We start from the raw sequence: 12322 nt of genomic DNA on the forward strand, positions 1-12322 counted from the left end.
ATCGCCGTCGCGACGTCCAGGTAGTCCCGACCACCCGCCAGCACCAGCACCGGATCACCCGGCGTCGGATCGATATCCAGACCCACCGGCGACCAATCGGACGGACGACTCACCGCGAACGCCCCGTCCACCCCGTCGTCGGACGACGCCCCCTGCCGACCTGCATCCTCACGACCACGAACCGCCCCCTCCGTCGACCCGCACCGTAGCCGGAGCCGGGCGCCGACGTCGATGGGGAGCACTCCCCTGTGGATGAGCGCCTCGAAGCGACGACGGTCAGCCGGCGAGGCCCGCGACGAGCTCGGTCGGGTCGCGCTCGAGCGCCCGAGCGATCTCGAACAGCGTCGACAACGCGCCCGGTCTGAGAGCCCGGACTCGAGCAGCTGGTAGTGGTTCCGGCTCATCCCGGCGCGCTCTGCGGCCCGTTCCTGCGCGAGTCCCGCGGCGTCGCGCAGATCGCGCAGACGACGAGCGAACGCGAGCGCGAGCTCACGTTCGATCCTCGGCGACTCCTTGCAGGTCATGGCGTCGAAGACGGCAGAAGCGTGCGCGAAGAAGTTCGTCCGGCACTGCTCGACGACATCCAGCCGAAGATCATGGGCGCCGCAGACCAGCTCCGCACCAACCACCTGCCCCGACTGCCGGCCTGGTGCGACACGTGCGGGACGTGCGACCTGGTCGCGCTGTGCCGCGACCGGCCCGAGGCGGACAGTGTCATGTACCTCAGCGCCTAGAGTTCGAGGACCAGCTGCCTACGACGCCGTGAGCACGCCCATCATGGGCCGGTTGATGAACAGGACCTGACGTCCCGCGCGGACCTCCTCGAGCACCCCGGCGGCGACGAGCCCTCGGAGCCACTTGACCGCCGTGGGCCGGGAGACGCCACACCGCTCGATCACCTCGATCGACCGTGCGTACGGGTGCTCCATGAGCAGCGCCACGAGGTCGTGGTTCGCGGACCCCGCCACCTCACGCACCGCGTCGAGCACGCCCGCCTGGACGTCCTCGATCCGGTCGATCAGCTCGCACGTGCGCGCAGCCACCGACCTCACGCCCTCGACGACGTAGAGCACCCACTCCTCCCACGCGCCGTCCGACGTGACGAGGCGCAGCAGCCGGTAGTACTCGTCCTTGTGCTCGATGAAGTACCGCGACAGGTACAGCAGCGGGAGGTGGAGCAGCCCGGCATCGCACAGCATCAGGACGTTCATGATCCGACCGGTCCGGCCGTTGCCGTCCGTGAACGGGTGAATCGCCTCGAACTGGTAGTGGGCGACGGCCATCCGGACGAGCGGGTCGAGGTCTGAGGGCTCGTTGAGAAAGGTCGACCAGTTGTCGAGCAGCCCACCCAGCGCCTCGCGGCCGGCCGGCGGCGTGTGGACGCGGCGACGGCTCGCGGGGTCCCCGATGAAGACCTCGCCGCGGCGCACCCCCTCGTCGTGGCCACGGATGATCGCGCACACGCCGGACGCCGTCGATGCCGTGAGCGGGCGACGTCCCAGCTGGTCGTGGCCCCACCGCAGCGCGGACCGGTATCGCAACGCCTCACGCGCGGCGGGACTCGCGGTCGGCTCCGACGCGGCCGCGGAGAACAGCTCGTCAGTGGTGGTGACGATGTTCTCGATCTCGGAGCTCGCCTGCGCCTCGAGCAGGCCGACCGGGCCCCTGTCCCTCGCCGACCGGGTGCCTGTCCACCGCATGAAGCGTCATACGGCGGATAGACACCCGGTCGGCAGCTGGTCAGACCGACGCCAGGAACTTCTCCGCCACCAGCTCCGCGAGCTGCACGGCGTTGAGCGCCGCGCCCTTGCGCAGGTTGTCGTTCGACACGAACAGCACGAGCCCCCGCCCACCGGGCACGGACTGGTCCTGCCGGATCCGTCCGACGAACGACGGGTCGGCCCCGGCCGCGGCGAGCGGGTTGGGGACGTCCGCGAGCGCCACGCCCGGTGCGTCCGTGAGCAGCGTCCGCGCCTCGTCGGGCGTGATGGCGCGCGAGAACTCGGCGTGGATCGCGAGCGAGTGCCCCGTGAAGACGGGCACGCGCACGCACGTGCCCGCGACGAGCAGGTCGGGCAGCCCGAGGATCTTGCGGGACTCGTTGCGGAGCTTCTTCTCCTCGTCGGTCTCCTCCTCGCCGTCGTCCACGATGGACCCAGCCAGGGGGATGACGTTGAACGCGATCGGCTCCACGAACTTCGAGGGCTCGGGCAGATCCACGGCAGCCCCGTCGTAGACGAGCGCCGCGAGGTCCTGGTCGGCACCCGCGAGCACCTGGGTGCGCAGCTCCTCGGCGGCGGCGAGCCCGCCCCCCGACACCGCCTGGTACGTCGCGACGATGAGCCGCTCGAGCCCGGCCTCCCGGGCGAGGGGCGCCAGCACCGGCATCGCCGCCATCGTGGTGCAGTTCGGGTTCGCGACGATCCCCTTGCGGGCCTCGGCCAGCGCAGCCGGGTTCACCTCGGCGACGACCAGCGGCACGTCGGGGTCCATGCGCCACGCGGACGAGTTGTCGATGACGACCGCACCCGCCTCGGCGAAGCGCGGCGCGTGCTCCTTCGACGTCCCGCCGCCCGCGGAGAAGATCGCGACGTCGATGCCGCGCAGGTCCTCGGTCGCGGTGTCGGGCGTCGACTCGACGACGACGTCCTGGCCGCGCCACGGCAGCGTGGTGCCCGCAGACCGCGGCGACGCGAAGTAGCGCACGCGCGCGACGGGGAAGTCGCGCTCGTCGAGCAGACGGCGGACGACGCCGCCCACCTGCCCGGTCGCGCCGACGACGGCGACGGTCAGCCCGGCTGCGCCGCCCCCATCGTGCGTAGCGTCCACAGAGTTCACGGTGCTCACGGTGTTCTCGCTCATCAGTTCTCAGTTCCTTCCGTTCGACCCGGCGCCTCAGCGCCCGGTCCCCCCGTAGACGACGGCCTCGTCGGTGTCCGAGTCCAGCTCGAACGCACTGTGCACGGCCCGCACGGCGTCGTCGAGGTCGTCGGCGCGGGTCACGACGGAGATGCGGATCTCCGACGTGGAGATCATCTCGATGTTGATGCCGGCGTCGCGCAGGGCGCCGAACAGCCGCGCCGAGACGCCCGGGTGGGACTTCATACCGGCGCCGACGAGCGACAGCTTGCCGATCTGGTCGTCGTACTGCAGGGAGTCGAAGCGGATCTCCTCCTGGATGCGCGACAAGGCCGACAGGGCGGCCGCGCCGTCCCCGTCCGGGAGGGTGAACGAGATGTCGGTGAGGCCGGTCCGGGCGACCGACACGTTCTGCACGATCATGTCGATGTTCGCGCCGGAGCCCGCGACGACCTCGAAGATGCGCGCGGCCGTGCCGGGCACGTCGGGCACCCCGACGACCGTGATCTTGGCCTCGGAGCGGTCGTGGGCGACGCCGGAGATGATCGGTGCTTCCATGACGAGCTCCTCGGGGACTGCGCTGCTGCTGGGGTCGGTGGGCTGGGCGAGGGCGGCGACGGGGGCGCCCAGGGGGTGCGTCGTGCCGGACACGAACGTGCCCTCCTTGCCGGAGAACGACGACCGCACGTGGATGGGCACGCCGTAGCGGCGGCCGTACTCGACGCACCGCAGGGCGAGGACCTTCGCCCCGGACGCGGCGAGCTCGAGCATCTCCTCGTAGGTGATGCGGTCGATCTTGCGCGCCGCCGGGACGATGCGCGGGTCGGCGGTGAACACGCCGTCGACGTCCGTGTAGATCTCGCAGACGTCGGCACCGAGGCCGGCCGCGAGCGCCACGGCGGTCGTGTCGGAGCCGCCGCGCCCGAGCGTCGTCACGTCGTTGGTCGACTCGGTGACGCCCTGGAACCCGGCGACGATCGCGACCTGACCGCGCTCCACGGTCTCGCGGATGCGGTGCGGCACGACGTCGACGATGCGCGCCTTGCCGTGGACGGCGTCGGTGATGACGCCGGCCTGCTGCCCGGTGAACGACTTGGCCTTCACGCCGAGGTTGTTGATCGCCATCGCGAGCAGCGACATCGAGATGCGCTCACCGGCGGTGAGGAGGATGTCGAGCTCGCGCTGCGGCGGGAGGGGGGTGACCTGCTGGGCGAGGTCGAGGAGCTCGTCGGTCGTGTCGCCCATGGCGGACACCACGACGACGACGTCGTTCCCTGCTCGCCGGGTGGCGGCGATGCGCTTCGCCACCCGCTTGACGGACTCGGCGTCGGCCACCGAGGACCCGCCGAACTTCTGCACGATGAGTGCCACTGGATGCTCCATGTGTCGCCGGCCTCCGTCTGTCTCAACGGCCCGCCGGGTGCTTGTGGTTGCCCGCCCATGGTAGACGCCCCGTCCGGCGAACCGGGGGGCCGCCCGCGTGGTGGACGTATCACGTCGTCCACGGCCGACCTCCTTCGGGGCGACGGCGTCCACCTGGGACGCCCGGACCTCGGAGGCTGCCGTGAACCCACTCCCCGAGCCGGTCGGCCGCACGGCGCCCGACCTGGTCGTCACCCCGCTCCCCCGGTTCCCGCTGCCGGCACCCCGCCTGACGGTGACCACCACGAGCCGCGTCTACGGCCCGCGGACGCAGCCCGTCGACCGCGACACGGGCGGGTGCGGGACGTACCCCTACGGCACCTGGGTGATGTACACGACCGCCGAGGTCGCACTGGCGGGCCTCGGCCCCACGGTGCTGGCGCCGACGGAGGTCCGGTGGAGCGCCGGGAACCACCCGTTGCACGGTCCGACGAGCGCGGTCGGTGTCAGCACGACCACCCCGGAGGGCAACACGGGAGCACAGGTGATCGTGGACTACACGGTCGGGTCGGCAGGGGTGCGGTTCGGCGTGCGCAGCGCCGGCTCGGAGCCTGCGATCGTGCCGGTGACGGCCGAGGTGGTGTTCGTGGGCGGGTCGTCCCGGACGCTGAGCGCGACGTTCGCGGTGCACCCCGACCTGGTCGGGTTCCTCCCGGACGACGCCCTCGAGATCTCGCTCTGCGAGGCCCGGCGACGGCTCCGGCAGCGCCCGGTCGAGCGGCTCGGCTAGCCTCGGCCGGCCAGCAGGTCCCACCCGAGCTTGCAGACGAGCGCGCTCACGACGACGACGAACACCATCCGGACGAACCCGCTGCCCTTCGCGACGGCCGTCCGGGCGCCGAGGTAGCCGCCGAGGAGGTTCGCGACGCCGACGGCGAGGCCGAGCCCCCACACGACCGCGCCGTACGGCACGAAGAAGCACAGCGCGCCCGCGTTGGTCGCGAGGTTGACGATCTTCGCGATCGCGGACGCGGGCAGGAACGCGTACCCGAGCACGCTGACGCACGCGAGCACGAGGAACGTGCCGGTGCCCGGCCCGAGCATCCCGTCGTAGGTGCCGACGACGAGCCCGATGCCCGCCGCGGCCCACCGATGGCCGTTCCCGGTCCAGCGCAGGTCGGTCCGCGCCCCGAGCCGCGGCCTCGCGACCGTGTACACGAGCACGCCCACGAGGACGACGAGGATGATCGGCTCGAACGCGTCCGCGGGGATGTGCGAGGCGACGGCCGCACCGCCGACCGCTCCGACGAACGCCGTCGCCGCCATGGGGGCCGCGGTGCGCAGGTCGGGGCCCACCCGGCGGTAGTAGGTCGCCGCCGATACCGACGTCCCCATGATCGCGGCGAGCTTGTTCGTCGCGAGCGCCTGGACGGGCGTGATGCCGGGCACGAGCAGCAGCGCCGGCAGTTGGACCAGCCCGCCGCCGCCGACGACGGCGTCGACCCAGCCCGCGGTGAGGCCCGCGAGGACGAGCAGCGCGAGCGTCCACCTGTCCATGGACAGACCGCCGCCGACCCCGACGCCGCCGGCGAGGTGGATCCCCGGGAGCACGGCGGGGAGCACGGCGGGGAGCACGGCGGACGGTAGGGGCACGGACCCATGCCACCACAGCCACCGTCGTCCGCGAGAATCCGCGCACACAGGTTCGCCACAGGACGTGCCGCGAACGTGCGCCCGCGGACCGCGATGAAGCCTCTACATTCCGGACATGACCGAAGCTCCGGCGCCGCCGCAGATGCCGTCCGCTCCCCCTCCGGCGCCAGACCGTGGCTCGTCCGCCGACGGGATCGTCGCGCGGGGGCTGCGCCGGACCTTCGGCTCCGTGGTCGCCGTCGACGACATGACGTTCACGGCCCGGCCGGGCGCCGTGACGGCGCTCGTAGGCCCGAACGGGGCCGGCAAGACCACCCTGCTGCTCATGCTCGCAGGCCTGCTCGTCCCGGACGCAGGGAGCCTGAGAGTCGGCGGGCACGACCCCGTCACCGACGGTGTCGAGGCGCGCCGTCGCACCGGTTGGATGCCGGACGTGTTCGGCACCTGGGACTCGCTCACCGCCCGGGAGGTGCTCACGACGTTCGGCGCCGCCTACTTCGTCGACCGCGACGCCGCGGCCGCGCGGGCCGACGAGCTCCTCGCGACCGTCCACCTCACCGAGCTCGCCGACGCCCCCGCGCACGTCCTGTCCCGCGGCCAGAAGCAGCGTCTCGGGCTCGCCCGGGCGCTCGTCCACGACCCGCAGGTGCTCCTTCTCGACGAGCCGGCGAGCGGCCTGGACCCGCGCTCGCGCGTCGACCTGCGAGTGCTGCTGCGCTCCCTCGCCGAGCAGGGACGCACGGTGCTGGTCTCGAGCCACGTGCTGACCGAGCTCGACGAGCTGGCCGACGACGCCGTGTTCGTCTCGCGCGGACGCACGGTGCGCGCCGAGTCGGTCGCGGGGGCCGCGACCGGTCTGCGGCGCTGGCGCCTGCAGGCGCTCGACGCCGTGCCCCTCGCCGCGTTCCTGACGCAGGCGGGCGTGCCGTTCGAGGCGGCGGCCGACGACGGCTCGGTGCTCGTCGCCCTCGACGGCGACCCCTCTGCGGCCGCGCTGCTGCGCGACCTCGTCCTCGCGGGCGTGCGGCTCGTGTCCGCGGCCCCCGCCGGGGGCGCGCTCGAACAGGTCTACCTCTCGCTCGAGGAGGAGCGCCGGTGAACGCCGCCGTCACCGTCCAGACCGACGGGGGCGCCGACGGCGCGACCGCCCCGTCCGCCCACGCTCCCCGTCCCCGCACCCCCGGCACGTGGACGCTGCGGCGACGCGGTCTCGCCACCGTGTGCGCGCTCGAGCTGCGTCAGCGCGTCCGCTCGACACGGTGGCGGATCGCCCTCCTCGCGTGGTTCCTCGTCGTCGGGCTCGTCACCGTCCTCGCGTTCACCGCGAGCGCCGCCGTCCTCGGGGACGACCGTGAGACCGGGCTCCACGCCGTGGCCGACGGCGGCACGCTCAGCCCGGGCTTCGAGCGCGGGCCCCTGATCTTCGGGCTCGTCGTGTTCTTCGTGCTGCTGGCCGGGCTGCTCGTCGCTCCGACGCTCAGCGCGGGCGCGGTGAACGGCGACCGGACGTCCGGGACGCTCGCGATCCTCCAGGTGACGCTCCTGAGCCCGGCCGAGATCGTCGTCGGCAAGCTGCTCGCCGGCTGGGTGGCCGCCCTCGCGTTCCTCGTCGCGGCGCTGCCGTTCGTCCTGGTGTCGGTGGCGGCAGGCGGCGTCGGGATCGGTTCGCTCGTCACGACTCTGGCGCTGCTCGTCGTGCTGCTCGGGGTGGTGTGCGCGCTCGGGATCGGGTTCTCCGCGCTCGTGTCGCGCACGACCGCGTCGGCCCTGCTGACCTACCTGACGGTCCTCGGGCTCGTGGTCGGCACCGTCATCGTGTTCGGACTGACGTTCCCGCTCGTGACGCAGGACGACCAGGTCCGTGTCCGCGACTGGTCGAGCGTCTCGTCGGACGCCTACCCGCAGACGGACGCCGACGGCACGACGGTGTGGATCGACCCCGAGACCGGCGACGAGGTCGACGAGCCGTCCACCTCGCAGAAGTGCGCCTGGTCCACGGAGACGGAGTCGCGCGCGCACACCGAGCGGACCTGGTGGCTCCTCGCGCCGAACCCGTTCGTGATCGTCGCGGACGCCGCTCCGACCTCACCGTCGAACGTCTGGTTCGGCACGGTCGACCCGCTGCGCGCCATCCGGGACGGCGTGCGCGAGGCGCGGTCCGGGCCGGACGACGGCCACGAGGAGTGCGGCCCCGGGGCCATCGTGCGCGCGGACCGCAGCACACCGTCGTCCGGCGCGGCCGTGTGGCCGTGGGGGCTCGCGTTCGACGTGCTCCTCGGGGCCGGGGCGGTCGCGCTCGCCGTGCGGCGGCTGCGCGTACCGCAGCAGAACCTGCCCCGGGGCACCCGCGTCGCCTGACGACGCGGGACGGACGGCCGGGTACGACGCGTCAGCCGACGTGAGCCGCAGGGGGTCTCACGCCTGCAGCGCGTCGTACTCGGCCTCGGCGGCGACGTCGTCCTCGACGTCCAGCCGGATGTGGCACAGCACGAGCTGGAGCATGCGCAGCGCCGACGACGCCCGCTCGCCCCAGCTCGACAGGTAGGAGAACTGCCACCACCAGAGCGCCTCGAGGACGTCGCCGGCGTCGTAGTGCGCGAGGCCCTGCTGGAGCGCCGCGGTGACGGTCGCGAGGTCACCGGACAGGCTCGCCCGCCCGACCTCCTCACCGAGCACCGGGTCGACGACCTCCGCGTACTCGTCGAAGCCCTCGAGGGCTTCTGCCAGGCCGATCCGCAGCGTGTCGAGGTCGGCGTCCGGGCCCGTGTCGGGCTCGTAGCGCAAGGGCGGGACGACGTCGACCATCGCCCCCAGGCGGGCACCCGAGGCCAGCAGGTCGGACGTCGCGAGCAGCAGCACCGGGAACGTCGCCTCCGGAGCGGTGCGGGACGCGATCTGCCCGACCGTCGCGACGAACGCCCCGGCGTGCGCGGCGACCGAGCGGGCGATCGTGTCGAGGTCGGCCTCGGGCGCACCCGCCTCGGCGGCGAGCACCGCCGCCACGTCGTCCTCGGACGCCGGGACCCCCTCGAGCCCCGTCACGAACTCCTGCTCGTCAGGCACCCACGACCCTCCTGCCCTCGAACGCTCGACCGAGCGTCACCTCGTCCGCGTACTCCAAGTCTCCGCCCACGGGCAGCCCGGACGCGAGGCGGGTGACGCGGAGCCCCATCGGGCCCATGAGCCGCGACAGGTACGTGGCGGTCGCCTCGCCCTCCACGTTGGGGTCGGTCGCGAGGATGACCTCGGTGACGGAGCCGTCCGCGAGCCGGCTCAGCAGCTCCTTGATGCGCAGGTCGTCCGGGCCGACGCTCTCGATCGGGTTGATGGCCCCGCCGAGCACGTGGTACCTGCCCCGGAACTCGCGGGTGCGCTCGATCGCGACGACGTCCTTGGGCTCCTCGACGACGCAGATGACCGACACGTCCCGGCGCGGGTCACGGCAGACGCGGCACAGGTCGTCCTCGGAGACGTTCCCGCACACCTCGCAGAACCGCACCCGCTCCTTGACCTGCGTGAGCGCGTCCGTCAGGCGGCGCACGTCCGCGGCGTCCGACGCCAGCAGGTGGAACGCGATCCGCTGCGCGCTCTTGGGCCCGACACCGGGAAGTCGGCCGAGCTCGTCGATGAGGTCCTGGACAGCGCCTTCGTACACCCCGTCAGCCTACGGGCTGGGGGTGTCACACGGGTCACGGTCAGTCCGGGTTGTCGACGATCTCCTCGAGGATCACCCCGCCGAGCATGTGCGCGACGAGGGGCGGCCCGACCAGGTCGGGCGGGATCGGGGCCCGCTGCTGCCCCGGGCGCCCGTACGGCGCGGGACGCGACGAGCCCTGCCCGCCACCGCGCACCGCGGGAGCCGGCCGTCCCGACCCGGCAGGCGAGGTGCTGACGGAAGCTGTGCTCCCGGCTCCGGCCGGGGCGGGACGTGCGGGACCGGGGACCGTCGGCGCCTGACCTGTCGGCTCCCGGGTCGACACCGCGTGCGCCGACGTCGCAGGCGCGGGCGTCGCCGGCACGGAGGGCGTGGGCACGGACGGTGCTGCGCCGTCCTCCCACGGCGGGAGGTCGTCGACGTCGTGCGGCGGCTCGGCGAGGGGCGGCAGGTCGTCGTCCGGTCCGGACGCGACGCCGACCGCCGAGGCACCGTCGGAGGGCGCGGGGTCTACCGGGCTCCCCGCGGGCTGAGTGGCTGCGGCGGGTGCGTCCGACCCCGAGATCGACGCAGCGGGCGTCGGTCGGTCCGTCGTCCGGTCGGCATCGCGCGGCGCGTCTGCGGCCGGCCCGTCGACGGACGGCGCCGGACGCACGGACGGCGCCGGACGCACGGACGACGCGCCGCCGGGCAAGGCGACCACCACGTCACCCCACGACGACGCGGCGGCGGCCACGCCTGCTGCCGGATCGCTGCCGGCGCTCGCCACAGCCGGCGGAGAGGGCAGCGACGGCACGGACGGACTCACCGTCGCACCAGCAGGCGGGCTCGTGCGCGAGCCCGCGGAGGCCGGGCCTCGGTCGCCGGGGGCGTCGTCGGTGGGCGCCTCCACCGTCGTCGCGGGCGCACGGTTCTCCCGAGCGCGCGGCGCGCCGGTCGCGGCCGGTGCCGCACCCCCGACCACGGCGGTGACCTTGACCGGGAACCCGAGCGTCTCGTAGACGGCCTGCTCGACCGCCTCGACCTTCGGGCCCTGGAGCGCACGCTGGAGACCCGCCGACTGGAACGACAGCGTCAGGACGTTGCCGTCCAGGCCCGCGACGGTCGCGTTCTGGTGGACCAGGCTCCAGGCGGCACGGCTGAGCCGGCTCAGGGTCGACAGCACCTCGTCCCAGCGGCGCCGGACGACCTCGCTCTCGACGTGCGCGACGCTCGCTGCACCGCGGCCGGCGGCCGGAGGGGCGGGCGCGGCCGGGCTCTCGGGCGCCGGGGCGGCCTCGGCAGGCGCCGCGGGAGCAGGGTCGGCGGCGTCCGACGGATCGGCGGCGGACGAGACCTCGTCGCCCGGGGACGCCTCGGGGGTAGCGACCGCGGGTTCCGGTGCGGGCGTCGGGACGGGCGCGAGCCGGACGGAGGGCTCCCGGCGAGGCGGCCGGGCGCCGAGCACGTCGTCCGACGCGACCGTCGACGCGGCGGCGGGCGAGGCTGTGGGCGACGGCGCGGCGGGAGCAGCGGGTGCCGCGGACGCCGGACCGCCGGACGCCTGCCAGCCCCGCTCGAGGCGGTCGAGCCGCGCACCGAACCCTGCGGCGCCGTCGTCCGCACCGGGCAGGAGCAGCCGCGCGCACAGCAGCTCGAGGTGCAGCCGGGGAGACGTCGCGCCCGTCATCTCGGTGAGCGCGGCGTTGGCGAGGTCGGCGGCGCGGGACAGCTCGCCCAGCCCGAGTGCCGTCGCCTGCGCGCGCATGCGCTCGACCTGCTCCGCGGGGAGCCCGGCGAGCACCGCGCCCGCGTCACCGTCCGACACCGCGAGGACGACGAGGTCGCGCAACCGCTCCAGGACGTCCTCGACGAAGCGGCGCGGCTCGTGACCGCTCGCGACGACGCGCTCGACGACCCGGAACAGGCTCGCGCCGTCATGCGCGGCGAGGGCGTCGACCACGTCGTCGAGCAGGTTGGCGTGCGTGTAGCCGAGCAGGTCGACCGCCTGCTCGTAGCCCAGCACCCTGCCGCGCGGGCCCGCCGCACCGGCGGAGTCGTCGGCACCCTCGGGGGACGGCGTCTCGTCCGCGCCCGCGATGAGCTGGTCGAGCACCGACAGGGTGTCGCGGACCGAGCCGCCTCCCGCACGGATCACCAGGGGCAGCACTCCCCCGCCGACCTCGACGTCCTCGGTCGCGCAGAGCTGTTCGAGGTACGGCTGCAGGACGTCCTGCGGGACGAGCCGGAACGGGTAGTGGTGGGTGCGCGACCGGATGGTCCCGATCACCTTGTCGGGCTCCGTCGTCGCGAAGATGAACCGGATGTGCTCCGGCGGCTCCTCCACGATCTTGAGGAGCGCGTTGAACCCCTGCGGCGTCACCATGTGCGCCTCGTCGAGGATGAACACCTTGAACCGGTCGCGGGTGGGCGCGAAGGTCGCGCGCTCGCGCAGCTCGCGGGCGTCGTCGACGCCACCGTGGCTCGCGGCGTCGATCTCGACGACGTCGAGGCTGCCCGGGCCGCCGCGCGCCAGGTCCACGCACGACGGGCACTCGCCGCACGGGGTGTCGACCGGGTGCTCCGGGGTGTTGCGGTGGCAGTTGAGCGTCCGGGCGAGGATGCGCGCCGACGTCGTCTTGCCGCAGCCGCGTGGCCCCGAGAACAGGTAGGCGTGGTTGACGCGCCCCGTGCGCAGCGCCTGCATGAGAGGGCCGGTGACGTGCTCCTGCCCGATGACGTCCGCGAACGTGTCCGGGCGGTAGCGGCGATAGAGGGCGGTGCTCACCCCGGCAACTGTAGACGCCGCCGCCC

Annotated in this window: 12 protein-coding genes; 4 read left to right on the forward strand and 8 right to left on the reverse strand. The window is 73.8% G+C overall.

Annotation, left to right across the window (positions count from 1 at the left end; all coding sequences use genetic code 11):
* A partial coding sequence (locus tag CLV34_RS17350; RefSeq protein WP_425436243.1) for a helix-turn-helix domain-containing protein occupies nt 1-500 on the reverse strand: 500 nt, incomplete at its 3' end.
* Here CLV34_RS17350 and CLV34_RS17010 point away from each other — a divergent pair.
* Nucleotides 390-734, forward strand: a complete 345-nt coding sequence (locus CLV34_RS17010) for a hypothetical protein (RefSeq protein WP_100350583.1) — start codon at nt 390-392, stop codon at nt 732-734. The genes CLV34_RS17350 and CLV34_RS17010 overlap by 111 nt on opposite strands.
* 18 nt (nt 735-752) lie before the next feature.
* Here the strand turns inward: CLV34_RS17010 and CLV34_RS12140 are convergent, their stop codons facing one another.
* The 3 genes from CLV34_RS12140 to CLV34_RS12150 are packed head-to-tail and all read right to left on the reverse strand — an operon-like array spanning nt 753 to nt 4230.
* Nucleotides 753-1700: a Fic family protein gene (locus CLV34_RS12140; RefSeq protein WP_100350584.1), complete on the reverse strand. Its 948-nt coding sequence runs from the start codon at nt 1698-1700 to the stop codon at nt 753-755.
* 40 nt (nt 1701-1740) lie between these two features.
* Nucleotides 1741-2862, reverse strand: coding sequence for an aspartate-semialdehyde dehydrogenase (locus CLV34_RS12145; protein ID WP_100350585.1), 1122 nt, complete (start codon nt 2860-2862; stop codon nt 1741-1743).
* 33 nt (nt 2863-2895) lie between these two features.
* Entirely contained in the window at nt 2896-4230 is a 1335-nt protein-coding gene (locus tag CLV34_RS12150) for an aspartate kinase (RefSeq protein ID WP_211289442.1), read from the reverse strand.
* Nucleotides 4231-4423: 193 nt separating this feature from the next.
* Between CLV34_RS12150 and CLV34_RS12155 the strand changes: the two genes are divergently transcribed.
* Entirely contained in the window at nt 4424-5011 is a 588-nt protein-coding gene (locus tag CLV34_RS12155) for a hypothetical protein (protein ID WP_100350587.1), read from the forward strand.
* On the opposite strand, the gene CLV34_RS12160 is transcribed toward CLV34_RS12155, so the two are convergent.
* Nucleotides 5008-5778 carry a sulfite exporter TauE/SafE family protein gene (locus tag CLV34_RS12160; protein ID WP_100350804.1) on the reverse strand — a complete coding sequence of 257 codons (771 nt, stop codon included), beginning with the start codon at nt 5776-5778 and terminating at the stop codon, nt 5008-5010. The genes CLV34_RS12155 and CLV34_RS12160 overlap by 4 nt on opposite strands.
* 211 nt (nt 5779-5989) lie before the next feature.
* Between CLV34_RS12160 and CLV34_RS12165 the strand changes: the two genes are divergently transcribed.
* Together CLV34_RS12165 and CLV34_RS12170 are read left to right on the forward strand one after the other, a co-directional pair.
* Nucleotides 5990-6973 (forward strand): ABC transporter ATP-binding protein, encoded by a 984-nt coding sequence (locus CLV34_RS12165; RefSeq protein ID WP_100350588.1) that lies wholly within the window; start codon nt 5990-5992, stop codon nt 6971-6973.
* A complete protein-coding gene (locus CLV34_RS12170) occupies nt 6970-8232 on the forward strand; it encodes an ABC transporter permease (RefSeq protein WP_100350589.1) in 1263 nt (420 codons plus the stop codon). The genes CLV34_RS12165 and CLV34_RS12170 overlap by 4 nt, the downstream gene beginning before the upstream one ends.
* 57 nt (nt 8233-8289) lie before the next feature.
* Here CLV34_RS12170 and CLV34_RS12175 read toward each other — a convergent pair whose 3' ends face one another.
* From CLV34_RS12175 to CLV34_RS12185, 3 genes are all read right to left on the reverse strand, one after another.
* Nucleotides 8290-8823: a DUF5063 domain-containing protein gene (locus CLV34_RS12175; protein WP_245859222.1), complete on the reverse strand. Its 534-nt coding sequence runs from the start codon at nt 8821-8823 to the stop codon at nt 8290-8292.
* A 106-nt stretch (nt 8824-8929) separates the two neighbouring features.
* Nucleotides 8930-9529, reverse strand: a complete 600-nt coding sequence (gene recR, locus CLV34_RS12180; RefSeq protein ID WP_100350590.1) for a recombination mediator RecR — start codon at nt 9527-9529, stop codon at nt 8930-8932.
* 40 nt (nt 9530-9569) lie between these two features.
* The gene (locus CLV34_RS12185; protein ID WP_100350591.1) at nt 9570-12296 is read right to left on the reverse strand and encodes a DNA polymerase III subunit gamma and tau; all 2727 of its coding nucleotides are present in this window, start codon (nt 12294-12296) and stop codon (nt 9570-9572) included.
* Nucleotides 12297-12322: the final 26 nt, after the last annotated feature.

This window comes from Luteimicrobium subarcticum (assembly GCF_002798015.1).
In the GTDB taxonomy this organism is placed as follows: domain Bacteria; phylum Actinomycetota; class Actinomycetes; order Actinomycetales; family Cellulomonadaceae; genus Luteimicrobium; species Luteimicrobium subarcticum.